Here is a 19,939-nt window from a genome sequence, read left to right as displayed (position 1 = left end):
GATAATGGCCGATGCAAAAGATGTGGTTTGGTCTTTTGCTCGCGTAAAGAATCACGATGAGGTGGGCGTGGCCGCCGGGTGAGCCGCAGGGATGCGGCGAAAGTTCCCACCGCGTCGGGAACGCGTTGGGAACGGCCCGATCAGCGGACACGAACGCCGAAGGCACCGCGTAGCGGCGTGATTTATCGCGAAAAGCCTGGAGCCACGAGGCGGCGGCGATTGAGCGCCTCGTGTCGGGCGCGCAACAACGGTTGCAGAAACTGGCGTTGGTAAGCGCGCACGAAACACTCACGCTACTGACAGAGATACAAGGATAACTCAGTCTCCGGACATAATGTCTATTATACGAGTATCACCTCAACACCCTGCGCTCGCAGTTGCTCTACAATAGTGGCGTCAGCCTGCTTCCCAGTGATCACCACGTCAATCTGATCGGCACGGCTAAACAGCATGCCTGCGCGTTGGCCCACTTTGCTGCTGTCCACTACCACCGCCAGTTTGCCGACATAGCTCAGCATCTTTTGCTCTGCCATCGCCGTCAGCATATCGGTTTTGTACAGCCCTTCCGTGGTCAACCCTTTGCCGCTGGTGAACATCCAATGGCCGGCATACAAGCTCGCATCCCCTTCCTGAGGTGCCAGGGTGATCGACTGGCTCTTGTTGTACTGCCCGCCCATGATCACCACACTTTCATGCTCTTGTTCAATCAGGAAATTCGCCAATGGCAGATAGTTGGTAATCACCTGAATATCACGCCCGACAATCTCACGCCCCAGCAGAAACGCCGTTGAACCGCAGTTAATCACCACGCTGTCACCGGGATGGCACAGTGCCGCCGCTGCCTGCGCGATACGCATTTTCTCATCCAGATTCTGCGCCTGATAGATATTGAGCGGCGTCCAGGACGGGCGCGGCAGGTTAACGGCTTCAGCGCCGTTGCGCACTTTGCGCAGTTTGCCCAATTCATTGAGTTTGTTGATGTCACGTCGCGCAGTGGCAGGAGAAACGTCAAAGTTGGCGATCAAGTCAGAGACGGTGAATTGCCCCTGGCGTTGCAGAAAATCAATGATGGCATGATGGCGCTGAGATTCAGTCATAAGTCGTCCGGTAACAAGAAGCGGCGCGTCATGGCGTCGACGTGAAAAGTTTACATCATAATTTATCATAAATGCGCAGCAATCATCATATGCCCTCAATAATTCGCGTCGAAGTATGGCAGGCATAGCGCGACGTGTTTGCCACGTCGCGCACTACATCGCAAATTACAGGAAAGATTTGAACGGCAAATCGGGTTCCGTGGTGAAGCAGTCATCAAAGCCGCGCGGGTAGTGGTATTCCAAATTGTCTTTGTCCAGCGGCCAGGTGAATTTGCCACCGACTTGCCAGATAAAGGGTTTGAAACCGTATTGCAGACGGTCTTTTTTCATCTCCCACAGCACGCGAATCTCCTGCGGATCGGCCTGAAAATTCGACCAGATATCATGGTGGAAGGGGATAACCACCTTGGCATTCAACGCCTCAGCCATACGCAGCATATCCGCGCTGGTCATCTTGTCGGTAATACCGCGCGGGTTTTCTCCGTATGAGCCCAACGCCACGTCAATATCATACTCGTTGCCATGTTTCGCGTAGTAGTTGGAGTAGTGGGAATCACCGCTGTGATACAGGTTGCCACCGGGGGTTTTGAACAGGTAGTTCACCGCGCGCAGATCCATGCCATCCGGTAACACACCCGCCGCTTTTTGTTCCACCGGCAAAGTGATCAACGCGGTGCGATCGAACGCGTCTAACGCATGGATTTCAATATCTTTAATGCGGATCACCGAACCCGGTTTCACCACGATGCAACGCTCGCGCGGCACGCCCCAGCCCACCCAAAGATCCACGCAGCTCTGCGGGCCAATAAAGGGAACCTCCGGGCTACAATTTTTCAACACGGCGGCGGCGACGTTGACGTCAATATGGTCGTTATGGTCGTGCGTCGCCAAAATGGCATCCACCTGGCGGATGGCGAACGGGTCCAGCACAAACGGCGTGGTGCGCAAGTTAGGTTGCAATTTTTTCACACCCGCCATGCGCTGCATCTGATGCCCGTTTTTCATCAAGGGGTTACCGTGGCTCTGCTTACCCGTGCCGCACCAGAAGTCGACGCAAATATTGGCCCCACCTTCGGATTTCAACCAAATCCCGGTGCAGCCCAGCCACCACATGGCGAAGGTGCCAGCGGCAACCTGCTCTTGTTCGATCTCTTCATTCAACCAGGTTCCCCATTCCGGGAAGGTGCTCAGGATCCAGGATTCGCGGGTAATGGTTTCTATCTTGCTCATGGCGTGACCTCATCATTAATCGGCAATTAAATAAATCACAAGTAATCATAAAAAGATTAAACACGACAACTTAACGTCAATCTATCACCGTTAAATCGCACTGACAATCACTTAAGATGATAAAAAAATCATGAAAATTCACACCAAGATCAAATAACGCAAAAGAATAAAAACTCAATGCATTGAATTTAATAATAAAAATAAAAGATGATTATCGAATGATCTTAAGCGCCATGAGAATTGCGAGTTTAATCACAAACAATCAACAAAAATCTCAATACGATTACTCGTGATTACTGAAGTCCCTACGCCCGGTTATGCCAGCCACAACGCCGCTGCTCGTCAGCAGGCTGCGATGGCAGGCAATAGCAGTAAAACGGTAACAATAAAAATCGATTGGAGTGTTCCATGGAAACTCTCTACAACATCTTCACCATTTTCTTTAATCAGGTCATGACCAACGCTCCCTTACTGCTTGGCATTGTGACCTTTCTCGGCTACCTGCTGTTGCGCAAAAGCGCCACGGTGATCATCAAGGGCACCATCAAGACGATCATCGGCTTTATGTTGTTACAAGCAGGTTCAGGCATCCTGACCGGCACCTTCAAACCCGTGGTCGCCAAGATGTCCGAGGTGTACCAAATCAACGGTGCCATCTCTGACACCTACGCCTCGATGATGGCCACCATCGAACGCATGGGCGATGCCTACAGTTGGGTCGGCTATGCGGTGTTGCTGGCGCTGGCGCTGAACATTGTGTATGTCCTGTTGCGCCGCATTACCGGCATTCGCACCATTATGCTCACCGGCCATATCATGTTTCAGCAGGCGGGTTTGCTGGCGGTGTTCTTCTATATTCTCGGTTACCCAATGTGGACAACCATCTTGTGCAGCGCCGTGCTGGTGTCGCTCTATTGGGGGATCACCTCCAACATGATGTACAAGCCGACGCAGGAAGTGACCGACGGCTGCGGTTTCTCCATCGGCCACCAGCAGCAGTTCGCCTCCTGGCTGGCCTACAAGCTCGCCCCCTATCTGGGGAAAAAGGAAGAGAGCGTCGAAGATCTGAAGCTGCCCGGCTGGTTGAATATCTTCCATGACAACATCGTCTCTACCGCCATCGTGATGACCGTGTTCTTTGGCGCAATCCTGCTGTCGTTCGGTATCGATACGGTGCAGAAGATGGCAGGCAAGACCCACTGGACCGTTTATATCCTGCAAACCGGTTTCCAATTCGCCGTAGCCATTTTCATCATCGTGCAGGGCGTGCGCATGTTCGTTGCCGAGCTGTCCGAAGCCTTTAACGGCATCTCTCAGCGCCTGATCCCCGGTGCCGTACTGGCGATCGACTGCGCCGCCATCTACAGCTTCGCCCCCAATGCGGTGGTATGGGGCTTTATGTGGGGCACCATCGGCCAGTTGATCGCCGTTGGCATTCTGATTGGGATTGGTTCGCCCATCATGATCATCCCCGGCTTTATCCCGATGTTCTTCTCCAACGCCACCATCGGCGTGTTTGCCAACCACTTTGGCGGCTGGCGCGCGGCGCTGAAAATCTGTCTGGTGATGGGGATGATTGAGATTTTTGGCTGCGTATGGGCGATAAAACTCACCGGACTGTCGGCCTGGATGGGCATGGCGGACTGGTCAATTCTGGCACCGCCGCTGATGCAAGGCATGACGCTGGGCCTGTGGTTTATGGGCGTGGTGATCCTCATCGCGGTGGCCTACATGTACTTTGCCAGCCGCACGCTGCGCGCTGAAGAAGATGCAGAAAAACAACTCGCGCAAACCACCGCGCAATGACGCTGGAGAAAGCACCATGACAGTTCGGATTCTGGCCGTATGCGGCTGTGGGCAAGGCAGTTCCATGATCATGAAGATGAAGGTGGATCAGTTCCTGACCCAACAAGGGGTGGCACACACCGTCAATAGCTGTGCCGTCGGGGAATATAAAGCAGAGCTGAGCGGCGCGGACATCATTATCGCCTCAACCCACGTGGCGGATGAGATTACCGTGAGCGGCAACAAGTACGTCGTCGGGGTGCGCAATATGCTCTCTGCCGCCGAGTTTGGTCCCAAGCTGATGGAGGTGATCAATGCCCACTTCCCTCAGGACGCCAAAGCGTAAGGAGTTTCCATGAAGCTACGCGATTCGCTGCTGGAAAACCGGTCAATCCGCCTGCAAGCGGAGGCCACCACCTGGCAGGAAGCGGTCAAAATCGGCGTCGATCTACTGGTCGCGGCTGACGTGGTTGAGCCGCGCTACTACCAGGCGATTCTCGATGGCGTCGAACGTTTTGGCCCCTATTTTGTTATCGCTCCCGGGCTTGCCATGCCCCATGGACGCCCGGAGGAAGGGGTGAAGAAAACCGGCTTCGCGCTGGTGACGCTAAAAACCCCGTTGCCGTTCAACCATGAAGATAACGATCCGGTAGATCTGCTGATCACGCTGGCCGCCGAGGATGCTACCGCGCACCAAGAGGTGGGCATTATGCAGATCGTTAATCTGTTTGAAGATGAGGCGAATTTTGATCGCCTGCGCGCCTGCCGCACCGAGCAGGATGTTTTGGATCTGATCGATCGCGCCACGCTGGCCGCGACGGAATAAGGAGTTCCCGATGCCACAGTTACCGATGTTACAAGTTGCGCTGGATAACCAGACGCTGTCCGATGCCTACAACACCACCCGTCTGATCGCCGAAGAGGTGGACATTATCGAAGTCGGCACCATTTTATGCGTGGGCGAAGGGGTGCGCGCCGTGCGCGATCTGAAAGCGCTCTATCCGCACAAGATTGTGCTGGCTGATGCCAAAATTGCCGACGCGGGGAAAATTCTGTCACGCATGTGTTTTGAAGCCAATGCCGATTGGGTCACCGTAATCTGCTGCGCAGACATCAACACCGCCGCGGGCGCACTGGCGGTAGCGCGCGAATTCGACGGCGATGTGCAGATCGAGCTGACCGGTTTCTGGACATGGGAACAGGCGGAAGCCTGGCGCACGGCAGGGATTCAGCAAGTGGTGTATCACCGCAGCCGGGATGCACAGGCCGCTGGCGTCGCCTGGAGCGAAACCGACATCAGCGCCATCAAGCGCCTGGCCGAAATGGGCTTTAAAGTCACCGTCACCGGCGGTCTGGCGCTGGACGATCTGCCGCTGTTTCAGGGCATCCCGATTCACGTCTTTATCGCCGGACGCAGCATCCGCGATGCGGCAAGCCCGGTCGAGGCCGCCCGTGAGTTTAAACGCCGAATTGCCCAACTGTGGGGCTAAGGGAAGCAACATGCTGACAAAAGCGGTGCCGCTGGGCATCTACGAAAAAGCGCTGCCTCCCGGTGAAAGTTGGCTGGCACGCTTACAGTTGGCGCGCGAACTGGGCTTTGATTTCGTCGAAATGTCGCTGGATGAAACCGATGCGCGCTTGGCCCGGCTGGATTGGGATCGTGAACAGCGTCTGGCGCTGGTCAATGCCATCGCCACCACCGGCATTCGGGTGCCTTCCATGTGCCTGAGCGCGCACCGCCGCTTCCCGCTGGGCTCGCAAGATGACGCTATTCGCAATCAAGGGCTTGCCATCATGCATAAAGCGATCGCGCTGGCGCAGGATGTGGGGATTCGCGTGATTCAGTTGGCCGGTTACGATGTCTATTATCAGGAAGCCAATGAGATTACCCGTGAGCGTTTTCGTGACGGTCTGCAACAAGCGGTAGAAATGGCGAGCCGCGCACAGGTTACGCTGGCCATGGAGATCATGGATTACCCCCTGATGAACTCCATCAGCAAAGCACTGGGCTATGCCAACTACCTGAACAACCCGTGGTTTCAGCTCTATCCCGATATCGGTAACCTTTCGGCCTGGGATAACGATGTGCAGATGGAACTGCGCGCGGGCCAGGGCCACATTGTCGCGGTGCACGTGAAAGATACCCGCCCCGGCGTCTTCAAAAACGTCCCCTTTGGCACTGGCGTCGTGGATTTCGAACGCTGTTTTACCACGCTGAAAGAGAGCGGCTACCGCGGGCCTTATCTGATTGAGATGTGGAGCGAAAATGCCCCGGACCCCATTAAGGAAGTGATCGCGGCGCGCGACTGGGTGAAACAGCGCATGGAACGCGCCGGTTTGCACGTGGAGGAAGCCGCATGACAGCGCAACTGAAGCAACGGGTATTTGAAGCCAATATGGCCCTGCCTCGACACGGTCTGGTGACTTATACCTGGGGGAATGTGAGTGCGATCGACCGCGAACGCGGTCTGGTGGTTATCAAACCCAGCGGCGTTGCCTACGAGGTGATGCAGGCCGACGATATGGTGGTGATCGATTTACAGGGCAATCAGGTCGAAGGGCGTTATCGCCCTTCCTCGGATACCCCGACGCATCTGGAGTTGTATCGCCGTTATCCGCAAATGGGGGGGATTGTGCACACCCACTCCACTCACGCCACCGCCTGGGCACAGGCGGGGTTGGATATTCCTGCGCTCGGCACCACGCACGCCGACTATTTTTTTGGCGATATTCCCTGCACCCGTCCGCTGACGGCGCAAGAAGTGGAGCAGGAGTACGAAAAAAATACTGGTGTGGTCATTGCCCAGACGCTGGGAGAGCGTAATCCGCTGCACACGCCCGGCATTATTGCCTACCAGCATGGGCCGTTCTGCTGGGGCAAAGACGCAGAAGAAGCGGTGCACAATGCGGTGGTGCTGGAAGAGGTAGCACGCATGGCCTGGCTCGCCTGCACGCTGAACCCTCATCTGCGCCCACTCGACAGCGCGTTGCAGCATAAGCACTTTAATCGCAAACACGGTCCGAACGCCTACTACGGGCAAAAATAGCGCCTCGACGGTCATTCCTCGCCAACGCGAGAAATGACCGCATTCTCCGCCAATTACGCGCCCTTCCTCGCACCAATCCCCTATACTTTATGTGACAACCTTCAACAATATGTTATCTGCATCACGCCTAAATGTTTTTATTTGGTTAATCCTTGGCTGTGGTGTTTGTTTTCGATTATGATAATGCTCGAAAACGAACATTTTGACCTTTTTTTGGACACGGAGGAGAACGCGTGGAAACCAAAGACCTTATCGTAATCGGTGGGGGCATCAACGGCGCAGGCATAGCAGCCGATGCCGCGGGCCGTGGCTTGTCGGTGCTGCTGTTGGAAGCACAGGATCTCGCCAGCGCCACCTCCTCTGCCAGTTCAAAATTGATCCACGGCGGCCTGCGCTACCTGGAACATTACGAGTTTCGTTTGGTGAGCGAAGCGCTCTCCGAGCGTGAAAAATTGCTGAAGATGGCACCGCACATCATCTTCCCAATGCGCTTCCGTTTGCCCCATCAGCCACACCTGCGCCCGGCCTGGATGATCCGTATCGGGCTGTTTATGTATGACAATCTGGGCAAACGTGTCAGCCTGCCCGCCAGCCACGGCCTGAAATTCGGCAAAGACTCGGTGCTGAAACCCGAATTAACGCGCGGTTTCGAATATTCAGACTGCTGGGTAGACGATGCGCGTCTGGTGGTGTTGAACGCGCAGGAAGTGGTAAAACGTGGTGGCGAAGTGCGCACCCGCACCAAAGTGACGCGGGCGCGTCGCGAAGGCGATCTGTGGATCATCGATGCCGTCGACAGCGTGACGGGCGAAACCCACACCTGGCAGGCGAAAGGGCTGGTCAACGCCACGGGCCCTTGGGTGAAAGCGTTCTTCGATCACGGGCTGGAGCTGAAATCCCCTTATGGCATTCGCCTGATCAAAGGCAGCCACATTGTCGTGCCCCGCGTGCACGACGAACCGCAGTCCTACATTCTGCAAAATAAAGATAACCGCATCGTGTTTGTGATTCCGTGGCAGGATGAGTTCTCGATCATCGGCACCACTGACGTGGAATACCACGGCGATCCGCATGACGTGAAGATCGACGACAAAGAAACGGCCTACTTGCTGGATGTCTACAACGATCACTTCAAAAAGACGCTGACGCGTGATGATATCGTATGGACCTATTCCGGCGTACGCCCGCTGTGCGATGACGAGTCGGACTCTCCGCAGGCCATTACCCGTGATTACACGCTGTCAGTGGCGGATGAGCACGGTAAAGCGCCTCTGCTGTCGGTGTTTGGCGGCAAGCTGACCACCTACCGCAAGCTGGCAGAACATGCGATGGAGAAGCTGGCAAAATACTATCCTCACAGTGGACAGGCCTGGACACAAAACGCGGTGCTGCCCGGCGGCGATTTGGCCGGTACGCGCGATGAGTACGCCGCTGCGTTGCGCCGTCGTTTCAACCTGCCAGAATCGCTGGCGCGTCGCTATGCCCGCACCTACGGTTCCCACAGCGAGCTAATCCTGACGAACGCCACCGGCATTCATGACCTCGGCGAAAACTTCGGACACGATCTCTACGAAGCTGAATTGCGCTATCTGGCCGATAAAGAGTGGGTTGTCAGCGTGGAAGATGCCATCTGGCGTCGTACCAAACTGGGCATGTGGCTCAATGATGAGCAGAAACAGCGCGTCACTGACTGGTTAAGCGCCTATCGTCAATCGAAGGTTGCCGCACAATAATTTTCCTGCCACACCGCTCCTCCAGCGAACAGGTTACCAAAAGGTAACCTGTTCGTTTTTTATACGCAGTATGTGGTAACATTTCGTCGTTTATGCCGTCTTTCTCCCTTCAAAATAATCGCCATGGTCATTTTTTGCCACTCCACTCAATAGTGCCTCTCGCGCTCAAATCAAAACTGAACGATCCATCAGGAATTAATTCTGGTAATAACAGTAAATAATAAACGAATGCTAATAAACATTGCGCACAATGTGATTTATTTTGTTAAGAGAATATAAAATCGGGGAATATATTTATCACAAGAAGAAAAGTAATGAATAAGAGATATATCTGGCAGGATGTAAATAAGAATAATAATCAATAACCACAAAAAATAAATGGCTATTTATTTTTCTACGATACAGCTCACAGAATAAAAACAATAAAATACCCATTCTTATTAATGATTAACGGAGTAATAAATTGCATATCAAGTACTATATTATTAGCCCTGATGGCAAGTCATGATCTCCGTCCTATTCAACATTGCATCGTAAGTCAGTTCGCAAAACAGACGCAGGTAATAAGCCGTTGTGATGAGATATCGTTATTAACTATTTTATACAACGGTTAGTGTTCACTGTCACGTTATTTCTTGCCGCCTTGTTGCGTGTTTTGTACTGCGTTGATTTCCGTGCTCATGTATTCGGGTATGCGGAGGATGAAAATTAAATGCCTAATCAGGTTGAGCGTCCTTTATTGGATCTGGGACTAACAAGACTCGAATTCCTGCGTATTTCAGGCAAAGGCCTGGCAGGGATCACCATTGCGCCAGCACTGCTTTCACTGTTGGGATGCCGACAGGAACAGATCGACAGCGGCGTTATCGGGCTGACGACCACCCCCAAAGGCGTGCTGGTGACAAACCGTGCCCGCTGCACCGGGTGTCATCGCTGCGAAACTGCCTGCACGTCGTTTAATGACGGTAGCGTTGGTTCCTATTTCTCACGCGTCAAAATCCATCGCCATTTCTACTACGGCGACGGTGGGCTGGGCTCCGGCGGCGGCCTGTACGGCGATCTCAATTTCACCACTGACACCTGTCGGCAGTGTAAAGACCCCGAATGCATGAAGGTCTGCCCGATCAAGGCCATCGCCTTCAATGAAGAGCATGGCAGCATCGCCGTGGACACTAAACGCTGCATCGGCTGCGCCGCTTGTACCACCGCCTGCCCCTGGATGATGGCAACCGTTAACCCGCAGACCAAAAAATCGGGCAAATGCATTCTGTGCGGTGAATGCGCGACGGCATGTCCGACCGGGGCATTATCCATTATCGAGTGGAAAGAGATTACCGTCTGATAACGGCAATGGGCGTTATCCCCTTATTCACGCGGCGTTTCATACGCAGGAAGAAAAATTATGATTAACGGTTGGACAGGTAATATATTACGTATCAACTTGAGCACCGGCACCATAAGCAAAGAAGATTCCAGCCAATATAAAAAGATGGTTGGCGGGATGGGCTTTGGCTATAAAATCATGTACGACGAGGTGCCAGCCGGAACAAAACCTTTCGATGAGGGCAATAAAGTTGTTTTCGCCGTCGGACCGCTGACCGGCTCCGGCGCACCGTGCAGTTCGCGCGTCAATATTACCTCACTGTCGACCTTTACCCGGGGCCATCTGGTTGTTGATGCGCATATGGGGGGGTTCTTTGCCGCCTACATGAAATATGCGGGCTACGACGCCATTATTATTGAAGGCAAAGCAGAAAAACCGGTCTGGATTAATATTCAGAACGATGAAGTTAACATTGAAAATGCCGCTTTCCTATGGGGAAAAGGCACGCGAGCCACCACCGAAGAAATTTGTCGCGCCACCAGTGAAGAAACCTGCGTCGCGGCTATCGGCCCGGCCGGGGAAAATCTGGTGCCGCTCTCCGGCATTCTTAACAGCCGTAACCACAGCGGTGGCGCAGGCGTAGGTGCGGTGCTCGGTTCCAAAAATCTCAAAGCCATCGCAGTATGGGGTAGCCACGGCGTTAACGTCGCGAATCGCGAAGAACTCAAAGCGCTCAACGAATACATGATGACGCAGCTCATCGGTGCCAACAATAACCACGTTGTCCCGAGCACGCCACAAGCATGGGCTGAATATTCTGACCCGAAATCACGCTGGACCGCGCGCAAAGGCCTGTACTGGCAGGCGGCGGAAGGCGGCCCGATTGAAACCGGCGAAATCCCGCCGGGCAACCAGAACACCGTCGGTTTCCGCACCATGAAATCCACCTTCGATCTGGGACCCGCAGCGGAAAAATACACGGTGAAAATGGGCGGATGCCACTCCTGCCCGATCCGCTGTATGTCGCAGCTTAACGTGCCGCAGGCCAAGCAGTTTGGCGGCCCGACCACCGGCGGCAACACCTGTGTAGCCAACTTTGTACACACCACCATCTTCCCCAACGGCCCCAAAGATATCGCTGAAAAAGGCGATGGCAACGTGGTCGGAAACCTGGTCGGTCTGAGCATCTTCGACGACATGGGATTGTGGTGTAACTACGGTCAATTGCACCGGGACTTCACCTACTGTCATACCCACGGCGTGTTCAAACGCGTATTGCCCGCCGAAGAGTATGCGTCCATTCCCTGGAAGCTGATGGAAGAGGGCGATCCGAACTTTATTAAGGATATCTACCATCGTCTGGCCCACCGCATTGGCGAGTTCAGCCATTTGTCCGACGGATCCTATTTCATCGCAGAGCGCTGGAATCTCGGGCCCGAATATTGGAATTACGCCAAAAACAAGCTGTGGTCGCCCATGGGCTTCCCGGTGCACCATGCCAACGAAGCCTCGGCGCAGGTGGGGACGATCGTCAACTGCATGTTCAACCGCGATGCCATGACGCACACCCACATTAACTACATTGGCAGCGGCCTGCCGCTCAAACTGCAAAAAGAGATCGCCGCTGAGCTGTTCGGCTCTGCTGACGCCTTTGACGAAACCAAAAGCTACACCCCAATCAACCGCTACAAGATTGATTACGCCAAGTGGACGCTGCTGAGAAGCTGCCTGCACGACGCCGTGACGCTGTGTAACTGGGTGTGGCCGATGACGGTATCACCGCACAAAAGCCGTAACTACCGCGGCGATCTGGCGATGGAGGCGAAATTCTTTGCTGCCGTCACCGGCGAAGATACCACCGAAGCCAGCCTCGATCTGGCGGCAGAACGCATCTTCACGTTACACCGCGCCTACACCGTGAAGTTGATGAACACCATGGATATGCGCCGTGAGCACGATCAGATCTGTGACTGGGTGTTCGATAAGGATCCGAAACTGCCCGCGTTCAGCGAGGGCACCGACAAGATGGATCGCGACGACGTGCAGAAATCGTTGACGATGTTCTACAGCGCCATGGGCTGGGACCCTGAACTGGGCTGCCCGACGCGTGCCGTTTTGGAACGTCTTGACCTGAAGGAAATCGCAGACGATTTGGCGGCGCACAACCTGTTGCCGGCCTGAGTACAAGGCATCAATCATGAAAACTGTTGTGGATAGCCAAACAACGCCTGCTGATGAATTGCCGGATGCGGCGCTTGCCGCCACGGAGGACGTTGCAGACAGCGATGCACCGGACCTGCGCCGGCGCAGGTTGTTGCTGCCGTTAAGCAACGCACTGCGCGATGCACCGACAGCGCAGGAAACCGCGCCGGTAGAGGAGGAGCCCAAAGCCCCCCACCTCGTTTTGGCAGATTACCTGCGTGGCTGCTCTGCCAACGGTGCGGTGGTGGATCGGTGCGAGCTGTTAGCGCCGCCCTGCGCGTTAAGCGAAGAGGAGCTGGATGTCCTGTTGATGCAGATTCGTGCCGAAGAACAAGGCAGCGATATCGTCGAAATAGCGCAGCAGGACACCTGTTTCTATTACTCCGACCGTTACATGAGCCATAACTACGCGCGGATTTTGGTCTTTACGCACGAGCAGGATGCCTGCGCTACGTTGGCGCAGACCGTCCGCTTTGAGTGCGAGACCTATCCGCGTCCGTTCAAGGCCGGCATGTTGGCGCTGCACCCGTATGGATTTGATGACGACAAAATCGCAAGCACCTTGCGCTTTCTCGCCGACACCGAGGCTTATCAGGATATTCACCCGGTAGAAGCCTCCAACGGTGCCATCTATCTGTACAGCGACCGCTACATGAGTGTTGGCAAAGCCCAAGGGCTCTGTGAATGGATTGAGGTGGAACAATATGAGAACCCCTAGCCCGCGCGCCCGGTATGCGTGGATCACAATGAATAACGTACTTTCTGGGAGGCATGGAAGATGACATGCTCACGCCGTAAATTTGTCCTCGGCATGGGGTCGGTGATTTTTTTCAGCGCACCGGTTTTCTCGGCATTGGGTAAAGCGGAAAAAGGCGCCCCCGTGCGCTATGCCATGATCCATGATGAAGTGAAGTGCAACGGCTGTAATATCTGTACCGTTGCCTGTCATAAGGTCAATAAGGTGCCTACCGGCGCGGCGCGCATGAGCATTGCGCACATTGCGATGACGCCGCCTGAATCCGGTAATACCTATCACTTTTTCCGTCACTCTTGCCAGCAGTGCGAAGATGCGCCGTGCATTACCGTCTGCCCGACGGGTGCGTCCTACCGCGACGACAGCAACGGGATCGTGCGGGTGGATAAGCCCAAGTGCATTGGTTGCAGCTACTGCATCTCCGCATGCCCGTATCAGGTGCGCTACCTGAACCCAGTGACCCATGTGGCGGATAAATGCGACTTCTGTCTGGAGTCGCGCCTGATGAAAGGATTCCCGCCGATTTGCGTCAGTGCCTGCCCGCAAAATGCCCTGATCTTCGGACGGGAGGACAGCGAGGTGGTGCAAAACTGGCTGAAAACACACGACTACTATGAGTATCAGTTGCCAAATGTGGGCAAACCGCACCTCTATCGTCGGCCGGGCCCCCACGAAGTGAAGAAGGTGAACGTATGAATATCATGGCTAACGCTGAGCAATTTCAGTCCCAGCTGTATCAGTATGTTTATCTCTACACCCCCGACTATTGGCCTATCTGGCTGATTCTGGCTGGCGTGGCGTTTGTCGGCATGCTGGGCGTGTTGGCGCTGCACGGTTTCCTGCGTTACCGCTTCGCTGCACCGCATGCCGCCGGACACGAGGAGAAGGTGTATCTCTACTCGCGTGCAGTACGCCTGTGGCACTGGAGCAACGCGCTGCTGTTTATCCTGTTGCTGGCGAGCGGTTTCATCAACCACTTTGCGCTGCTCGGCGTGCACGATACTGCGCTGTTGGTGTCGCTGCACAGCCTGTGCGGCTATCTGTTACTGGTGTGCTGGCTGGCGTTTGTGCTGATTAATGCGCTGGGCGGCAACGGACACCATTACGTTATCGAGCGGCAAGGATGGGGCCAGCGGGCTTTTCTGCAAGTGCGCTTTTATCTCTACGGCATTATCAAAGGCGAAGACCATCCGTTCCCGGCCACACCGCGCGCCAAATTCAACCCGCTACAGCAGGTGGCTTATCTGGGGGTGATGTACAGTCTGGTGCCGCTACTGCTGCTCTCAGGCGTTGTGTTGCATAACCCGCTGTGGCTGCCCGCCGGATGGGTCCTGGTGAAAGCCTGGCTGCTGCCGGTGCATTTTATGCTGGCGGTACTCAGCGTGTTCTTTATCTGTGGGCATCTCTATCTGTGCACCACCGGGCGCACGCCGACCCAGACCTTCCGCAGTATGGTCGATGGCTACCACAGGCACTAACGGAGCGCCCATGATGCCGACCCACGGAGAACCACACATTACGCGTGAACAGCTGCGCGCGCTGCACGTCAGCCGCGACGTGTATCGCTGGTTCCTGCGACGTTTTCCAACGGGCGGCAGCTATCAGGCAATTCATGAGGCGCTGATTGGCGAGGGTCACAGCGCCTGGCTGGAAAGTCTGGTGGATTATGCCTATGCGCACAGCTTTGGCGCGCTGCGGTTTCTTGAACAGGAGATCGGCAGTGCCAGAGCGATGGCGGCGCAACTCACGCACAGTCAGGCAGAGCAGTTGCACATCACCCCGCGCGGCCACGCCACTGGCCGCTTCACACCGATGCTGTCGTGCACCTTGCAATTTGCCAGCGGCGATCATGCTTTGAATATCGGCTGCTCCGGCTTTCAGAGCAACCTGGCCGCCACCGGCAACGGCAACTTTATCGGCCAATCCGGCGATAATGGCAGTATCGCCAACGCAGGCTACGGCTGCCAGTTGGTGAGCAGCAGCTTTGCCGCCAAAATGAGCAATACCGGGCAGAACTGCCGCCTCAGCGCGTTGGGCGATCGCGCGCGCATTGCCAACTGCGGCAATGCGACAAAAATCAGCAGTGCCGGTCGTGGCACCCACATCACCAGCAGCGGCAGACGCAATTACCTCGCCAGCCAAGGCGCCTCAACGCGCGTGGCGAATGCCGGCGATGGCAGTCATATCCACACGCAGGGAGCGGGCAGCCGCATCACCAACAGCGGCGATAACGTCACGTTACAGGCCAGCGGTGCCGACAGCGTGTTTTGCTCTAGCGGCAGCGTGCAACAGTTCACGCTGGGCGTCGGTGGCTGTGCAGCACTCAGCTACCATGACGGTAAACGCCTGCGTTTTATCACCGTGTACGAAGGGGAAAACGGCATTGTTGCCGGTGTCACCTACCGCCTGACAGAACAAGGCAAGATTGAAGCCTTAGACGATCCGCTCGCGGATAACAGCCTCACTCGTGCCCACTGCGTCAACGGCTAATGCTCTCTGCCTAACGGCATCACACCGCTATTCCGACGCACCGCCTTTCGCTCCAGCCCCTTTTTTTTAAAAAATTCGCCTCCTGATGCAAATATTTCTCCGCCTGATTCGTCTACCTCTTTATCAGAACAACACGGAGTAGATGACATGCACGATCGTAAATTTAAAATGCTGGGTATTGGGCTGCTGGCGGTTGTGGCGATTGCCACACTGGTGATGCTGCTGTGGAATGCCTTGCTGACCGCCATTTTTGGCGTCCAAAGCATTGGCTTTTTCCAGGCGCTGGGGCTGCTGATCCTGTGTAAGATACTGTTTGGTGGCATCGGCTATCGCGGGTTTTTTGGCCGCCACGGGCGCGAAATGCGTGAGCGTTGGTTAGCCATGAGTCAGGAACAGCGTGACGCCTTTTTCCACCAGCGGGGATTTGGCCCACAGGGGGACCACTGCGGTCACCGTTTTCATCACGGCCCTTTCGCGCACCGTCGTGGTAGACATCAAGCGTGTCATGACAGTCAGGATGACGCCCCGGTGCCAAGCGAAAAACCCGCCGACCAAAGCGGAAAAACGGAGTAATGGCGAACGCCATGCAAAGGCAAAACGTTCTGCTCACCGCGCTGGAAGCCTGTCAACGACGACTGCGTGCGTTTATTGCCCGACGCACGCGCAACACGGCGGAAGCGGAAGATATCTTTCAGGAAATCAGCTATCGGCTGATCAAAGCCGACAGCTACCTCGACCCGATAGAGCACGTCTCTGCCTGGCTATTTCGTGCTGCGCGCAACGAGTTGGTCGATCGCTCGCGCAAGCAACACGACATAGCGCTTACAGAAATGGCAACGGAGATCTGGCCGGAAGGCGATGAACTGGCCGATATTCTGTTCAGCCCACCTGACAGCGCGGAGGATGCCTATCTGTACCAACTGGTGTGGGAAGAGTTGGCGGCAGCACTGGAAGAGATGCCGCCGCTGCAACGAGAAGCCTTTGAAAAAACCGAATTGCAGGGCTACAGCTTCAAACAGCTGGCGCAGGAAACCGGCGTCCCCATGGAAACCCTGCTGTCACGCAAACATCAGGCGGTGCAGTTTCTGCGCGTCCGGTTACAGTGGCTTTATAAGGCCGTGACGCAAGCGTGAGGTAATGGCTCACTCACCGCTTTCCGACCTGCCCCTGCTTATTGCTGGCTTTTCCAACGCTTTTCTTCACCGCAGGCCGCCGACCTTCCCCGGTGAAACGGGTGAGCGCGGGCTGCGCGGTTTTATCCTGCGCCGCATTTCGTTTGTGAGCGGGTTTGACATTGCGGCGCTCATCAACCGTTGCCACTGGCACCAGACATTCACGGCGATTGCCGATCAGGTGCTTCATGCCCATCGCGGTTAACGCCTCGCGGATCAGCGCCCAGTTAGCCGGATCGTGATAGCGCAGCAGCGCTTTATGCAAACGGCGCTGGCGATCGCCACGCGGCACCACCACTTCTTCACTGTGATAATCCACCTTGCTGAGCGGATTCTTACCGCTGTAATACATAGTGGTAGAGCTGGCGAGCGGTGAAGGATAGAAGTTTTGCACCTGATCCAGCCGGAAGCGGTTCTTTTTCAGCCACAGCGCCAGATTGACCATATCCTCATCGCGCGTGCCGGGGTGAGCAGAAATAAAGTACGGGATCAGATACTGCTCTTTGCCCGCCTGACGCGAGTAGGTATCAAACAGCTCTTTGAAACGGTGGTAGCTGCCCATGCCGGGCTTCATCATCTTCGATAATGGCCCTTGTTCCGTGTGCTCTGGCGCAATCTTCAAGTAGCCGCCCACGTGGTGCTCGGCCAATTCCTTGATATAGCGCGGATCTTCCACCGCCAAATCGTAGCGTACCCCAGAGGCAATCAGCACCTTCTTGATGCCCTTAAGGGCGCGGGCACGGCGATAGAGCTGAATGGTCGGCTCATGGTTGGTATCCATGTGCGCGCAAATTTCAGGATAGACGCAAGACGCGCGGCGGCAGGTTTGCTCCGCTTTGGGCGACTGGCAGCGCAGCATGTACATATTGGCGGTGGGTCCGCCCAGATCGGAGATAATGCCGGTGAATCCCGGCACTTCATCACGAATCGCTTCAATTTCCTGCACAATCGACTCTTGCGAACGGCTTTGAATGATGCGCCCTTCGTGTTCGGTGATCGAGCAGAACGCACATCCGCCAAAACAGCCGCGCATGATATTGATGGAAAAGCGAATCATGTCATAAGCCGGGATGCGCGATGTGCCATAGGAGGGGTGCGGCACCCGTTGATACGGCAAGGCATAGACCGCGTCCATCTCATCCGTTTGCAACGGAATGGCCGGTGGATTAATCCACACATAGCGGTCGCCGTGTTTTTGCATCAGCGCACGCGCACTGCCCGGATTGGTTTCATGATGCAGGATGCGAGAGGCGTGCGCGTACATCACCTTGTCGTTTATCACTTTTTCAAACGAGGGCAGCAGCACATAGGTTTTTTCCCACGGCTTTGGCTTGTGTGCCCGCACGGTGATGGGCTTGCCGCTGGTGGAGCCTTTTACCGTGTGCGCCACGCAGGGCAAATCATCACCGTAGGGATTGAGGATAGGCTCAATGCGGCCAGGGCTGTCCAGACGCGTGGAATCCACCCCCGTCCAGCCAGGCAGTGCGGTTTTACGCAGCACGGCGGTATTGCGCACGTCCACAATCGAACTAATAGGTTCTCCCGCCGCCAAGCGGTGTGCAATTTCCACCAGCGGCCGCTCGCCGTTGCCGTAGATCAACAGATCGGCCTTGGCATCCACCAGCACCGAACGGCGCACCTTATCCGACCAATAGTCGTAATGGGCGATGCGACGCAGGCTGGCTTCAATGCCGCCCAGCACCACCGGCACATCGCTAAAAGCTTCCTTGCAGCGCTGGGTATAAACCAGCGTGGCGCGGTCCGGACGTTTACCGGCGATATTATCTGGCGTATACGCATCATCATGGCGCGCTTTGCGATCGGCGGTGTAATGGTTGATCATCGAGTCCATATTGCCCGCCGTCACGCCGTAAAACAGGTTCGGCTTGCCCAAACGCATAAAGTCGTTTTTCTGCGTCCAATCCGGCTGGGCAATGATCCCAACCCGAAACCCCTGCGACTCCAGCATCCTGCCGACGATCGCCATGCCGAAGCTGGGATGATCCACATAGGCATCTCCCGTCACCAGCACGATATCGCAACTGTCCCAGCCCAGCTCATCCATCTCAGCGCGGCTCATCGGCAAAAATGGCGCAGTGCCGTAGCACTCGGCCCAGTAGCGCGGGTAAGAAAACAGATGGCGTTCAGGAACAATCAGGCTTGTGGACACGGTCAACTCTTCAACACAGGGGGTTATCAGGGCCGGAAATTCTACCTATTTCCCCAGAAAAAGGGTGGGAATTTACACTGGAAATGAGACAGATCATGAAAATCGCCCTGCGCAAAAAACACGCAGCCGACGTTGCAAGAAAACGCACCGGATGAAGCCGTTAGCCATCCTGCACGTATGCAATGCTACACTTCAGGCAAGCATAGCCAGCCAGATAAAAGAATATATGACCAGCACTGCATTGAAACGCCCGATACTGACGCTGCCAAACGGGGCAGACAAACTCCTGCTGCATTCCTGCTGCGCCCCGTGTTCAGGGGAAGTGATGGAAGCCATTCAGGCATCAGGAATTAACTACACCATTTTTTTCTACAACCCCAATATTCATCCGCAGAAGGAGTATCTCATCCGCAAGGAAGAGAATATTCGCTTCGCAGAGCAGCACGGGGTGCCGTTTGTCGATGCCGATTACGACATGGATAACTGGTTCGAACGGGCAAAAGGCATGGAGTGGGAACCGGAGCGCGGCGTGCGCTGCACCATGTGTTTTGATATGCGCTTCGAGCGCACCGCGCTGTATGCGGCGGAAAACGGCTTTAGCGTGATCAGCAGTTCACTCGGCATCTCGCGCTGGAAAAACATGCAGCAAATTAATGACTGCGGCCAGCGTGCCGCCTCGCATTACTCGGGCATGGTGTACTGGGATTACAACTGGCGTAAAGGGGGCGGCTCTGCGCGCATGATAGAGATCAGCAAGCGGGAGCAGTTTTATCAGCAAGAATACTGCGGTTGCGTTTATTCTCTGCGCGACAGCAATCTGCACCGCAAATCGCAGGGCAGGCCGCTGATTAAAATCGGGAAACTGTATTACGGTACAGGAGAGTAATCACGCGGGTGATCCCGCCCCCCACCGTCATTCCCGCGCAGGCGGGAAT

19 protein-coding genes are annotated in these 19,939 nt (G+C 55.3%); 16 read left to right on the top strand and 3 right to left on the bottom strand.

Annotated elements, in window-relative coordinates; translation table 11 throughout:
- Positions 1-341: 341 nt before the first annotated feature.
- Both ulaR and ulaG read right to left on the bottom strand, forming a co-directional pair.
- Entirely contained in the window at positions 342-1,097 is a 756-nt protein-coding gene (gene ulaR / locus J5069_RS20640; protein WP_264645617.1) for an HTH-type transcriptional regulator UlaR, read from the bottom strand.
- A 165-nt stretch (positions 1,098-1,262) separates the two neighbouring features.
- The gene (ulaG, locus tag J5069_RS20635; protein WP_264645616.1) at positions 1,263-2,327 is read right to left on the bottom strand and encodes an L-ascorbate 6-phosphate lactonase; all 1,065 of its coding nucleotides are present in this window, start codon (positions 2,325-2,327) and stop codon (positions 1,263-1,265) included.
- A gap of 408 nt (positions 2,328-2,735) precedes the next feature.
- Here ulaG and ulaA point away from each other — a divergent pair, with 408 nt between their 5' ends.
- The 15 genes from ulaA to J5069_RS20555 all read left to right on the top strand — a co-directional run bounded on the left by ulaA (position 2,736) and on the right by J5069_RS20555 (position 16,795).
- The gene (ulaA, locus tag J5069_RS20630) at positions 2,736-4,133 is read left to right on the top strand and encodes a PTS ascorbate transporter subunit IIC (protein WP_264645615.1); all 1,398 of its coding nucleotides are present in this window, start codon (positions 2,736-2,738) and stop codon (positions 4,131-4,133) included.
- Between the two features lie 16 nt (positions 4,134-4,149).
- Positions 4,150-4,458, top strand: coding sequence for a PTS ascorbate transporter subunit IIB (gene ulaB, locus J5069_RS20625; RefSeq protein ID WP_222158820.1), 309 nt, complete (start codon positions 4,150-4,152; stop codon positions 4,456-4,458).
- Between the two features lie 9 nt (positions 4,459-4,467).
- Positions 4,468-4,938, top strand: a complete 471-nt coding sequence (ulaC, locus tag J5069_RS20620; RefSeq protein WP_264645614.1) for a PTS ascorbate transporter subunit IIA — start codon at positions 4,468-4,470, stop codon at positions 4,936-4,938.
- A gap of 10 nt (positions 4,939-4,948) precedes the next feature.
- Positions 4,949-5,602: a 3-keto-L-gulonate-6-phosphate decarboxylase UlaD gene (locus J5069_RS20615; RefSeq protein ID WP_264645613.1), complete on the top strand. Its 654-nt coding sequence runs from the start codon at positions 4,949-4,951 to the stop codon at positions 5,600-5,602.
- A 10-nt stretch (positions 5,603-5,612) separates the two neighbouring features.
- Positions 5,613-6,473, top strand: a complete 861-nt coding sequence (locus J5069_RS20610) for an L-ribulose-5-phosphate 3-epimerase (RefSeq protein WP_264645612.1) — start codon at positions 5,613-5,615, stop codon at positions 6,471-6,473.
- Positions 6,470-7,159, top strand: a complete 690-nt coding sequence (locus tag J5069_RS20605) for an L-ribulose-5-phosphate 4-epimerase (protein WP_264645611.1) — start codon at positions 6,470-6,472, stop codon at positions 7,157-7,159. The genes J5069_RS20610 and J5069_RS20605 overlap by 4 nt, the downstream gene beginning before the upstream one ends.
- Before the next feature lie 233 nt (positions 7,160-7,392).
- Positions 7,393-8,892, top strand: a complete 1,500-nt coding sequence (gene glpD, locus J5069_RS20600; RefSeq protein WP_264645610.1) for a glycerol-3-phosphate dehydrogenase — start codon at positions 7,393-7,395, stop codon at positions 8,890-8,892.
- A 712-nt stretch (positions 8,893-9,604) separates the two neighbouring features.
- On the top strand, positions 9,605-10,234 hold the full coding sequence (locus J5069_RS20595; protein WP_319801692.1) for a ferredoxin-like protein: 630 nt from the start codon (positions 9,605-9,607) through the stop codon (positions 10,232-10,234).
- A gap of 60 nt (positions 10,235-10,294) precedes the next feature.
- Positions 10,295-12,397 (top strand): aldehyde ferredoxin oxidoreductase, encoded by a 2,103-nt coding sequence (locus J5069_RS20585; RefSeq protein ID WP_264645608.1) that lies wholly within the window; start codon positions 10,295-10,297, stop codon positions 12,395-12,397.
- 16 nt (positions 12,398-12,413) lie between these two features.
- The gene (locus J5069_RS20580) at positions 12,414-13,136 is read left to right on the top strand and encodes a YdhW family putative oxidoreductase system protein (protein ID WP_264645607.1); all 723 of its coding nucleotides are present in this window, start codon (positions 12,414-12,416) and stop codon (positions 13,134-13,136) included.
- Positions 13,137-13,196: 60 nt separating this feature from the next.
- Positions 13,197-13,868 (top strand): 4Fe-4S dicluster domain-containing protein, encoded by a 672-nt coding sequence (locus tag J5069_RS20575; protein WP_264625047.1) that lies wholly within the window; start codon positions 13,197-13,199, stop codon positions 13,866-13,868.
- A complete protein-coding gene (gene phsC, locus J5069_RS20570) occupies positions 13,865-14,650 on the top strand; it encodes a thiosulfate reductase cytochrome B subunit (RefSeq protein ID WP_264645606.1) in 786 nt (261 codons plus the stop codon). The genes J5069_RS20575 and phsC overlap by 4 nt, the downstream gene beginning before the upstream one ends.
- Positions 14,651-14,660: 10 nt before the next feature.
- Positions 14,661-15,662 (top strand): protein YdhT, encoded by a 1,002-nt coding sequence (gene ydhT / locus J5069_RS20565; protein ID WP_264645605.1) that lies wholly within the window; start codon positions 14,661-14,663, stop codon positions 15,660-15,662.
- Between the two features lie 147 nt (positions 15,663-15,809).
- A complete protein-coding gene (locus tag J5069_RS20560; RefSeq protein WP_413542267.1) occupies positions 15,810-16,235 on the top strand; it encodes a hypothetical protein in 426 nt (141 codons plus the stop codon).
- A gap of 11 nt (positions 16,236-16,246) precedes the next feature.
- Complete coding sequence (locus J5069_RS20555) at positions 16,247-16,795, top strand: RNA polymerase sigma factor (RefSeq protein WP_264645604.1); 549 nt, start codon at positions 16,247-16,249, stop codon at positions 16,793-16,795.
- Between the two features lie 13 nt (positions 16,796-16,808).
- On the opposite strand, the gene J5069_RS20550 is transcribed toward J5069_RS20555, so the two are convergent.
- Positions 16,809-19,004, bottom strand: coding sequence for a YgiQ family radical SAM protein (locus tag J5069_RS20550; RefSeq protein ID WP_264645603.1), 2,196 nt, complete (start codon positions 19,002-19,004; stop codon positions 16,809-16,811).
- A gap of 226 nt (positions 19,005-19,230) precedes the next feature.
- Between J5069_RS20550 and J5069_RS20545 the strand changes: the two genes are divergently transcribed.
- Positions 19,231-19,890 (top strand): epoxyqueuosine reductase QueH, encoded by a 660-nt coding sequence (locus J5069_RS20545; RefSeq protein WP_264645729.1) that lies wholly within the window; start codon positions 19,231-19,233, stop codon positions 19,888-19,890.
- Positions 19,891-19,939 lie beyond the last annotated feature (49 nt).

Source organism: Candidatus Symbiopectobacterium sp. NZEC127, from assembly GCF_025962675.1.
Classification (GTDB): domain Bacteria; phylum Pseudomonadota; class Gammaproteobacteria; order Enterobacterales; family Enterobacteriaceae; genus Symbiopectobacterium.
Note: the sequence above shows the minus strand (reverse complement) of the source record. Positions and strands in the feature narration are given on the sequence as shown.

Coding starts and splice junctions, on each gene's coding strand:
- ulaR (WP_264645617.1), bottom strand. CDS start 1,097: ATGACTGAATCTCAGCGCCATCATGCCATCATTGATTTTCTGCAACGC.
- ulaG (WP_264645616.1), bottom strand. CDS start 2,327: ATGAGCAAGATAGAAACCATTACCCGCGAATCCTGGATCCTGAGCACC.
- ulaA (WP_264645615.1), top strand. CDS start 2,736: ATGGAAACTCTCTACAACATCTTCACCATTTTCTTTAATCAGGTCATG.
- ulaB (WP_222158820.1), top strand. CDS start 4,150: ATGACAGTTCGGATTCTGGCCGTATGCGGCTGTGGGCAAGGCAGTTCC.
- ulaC (WP_264645614.1), top strand. CDS start 4,468: ATGAAGCTACGCGATTCGCTGCTGGAAAACCGGTCAATCCGCCTGCAA.
- J5069_RS20615 (WP_264645613.1), top strand. CDS start 4,949: ATGCCACAGTTACCGATGTTACAAGTTGCGCTGGATAACCAGACGCTG.
- J5069_RS20610 (WP_264645612.1), top strand. CDS start 5,613: ATGCTGACAAAAGCGGTGCCGCTGGGCATCTACGAAAAAGCGCTGCCT.
- J5069_RS20605 (WP_264645611.1), top strand. CDS start 6,470: ATGACAGCGCAACTGAAGCAACGGGTATTTGAAGCCAATATGGCCCTG.
- J5069_RS20595 (WP_319801692.1), top strand. CDS start 9,605: ATGCCTAATCAGGTTGAGCGTCCTTTATTGGATCTGGGACTAACAAGA.
- J5069_RS20585 (WP_264645608.1), top strand. CDS start 10,295: ATGATTAACGGTTGGACAGGTAATATATTACGTATCAACTTGAGCACC.
- J5069_RS20580 (WP_264645607.1), top strand. CDS start 12,414: ATGAAAACTGTTGTGGATAGCCAAACAACGCCTGCTGATGAATTGCCG.
- J5069_RS20575 (WP_264625047.1), top strand. CDS start 13,197: ATGACATGCTCACGCCGTAAATTTGTCCTCGGCATGGGGTCGGTGATT.
- phsC (WP_264645606.1), top strand. CDS start 13,865: ATGAATATCATGGCTAACGCTGAGCAATTTCAGTCCCAGCTGTATCAG.
- ydhT (WP_264645605.1), top strand. CDS start 14,661: ATGATGCCGACCCACGGAGAACCACACATTACGCGTGAACAGCTGCGC.
- J5069_RS20560 (WP_413542267.1), top strand. CDS start 15,810: ATGCACGATCGTAAATTTAAAATGCTGGGTATTGGGCTGCTGGCGGTT.
- J5069_RS20555 (WP_264645604.1), top strand. CDS start 16,247: ATGCAAAGGCAAAACGTTCTGCTCACCGCGCTGGAAGCCTGTCAACGA.
- J5069_RS20545 (WP_264645729.1), top strand. CDS start 19,231: ATGACCAGCACTGCATTGAAACGCCCGATACTGACGCTGCCAAACGGG.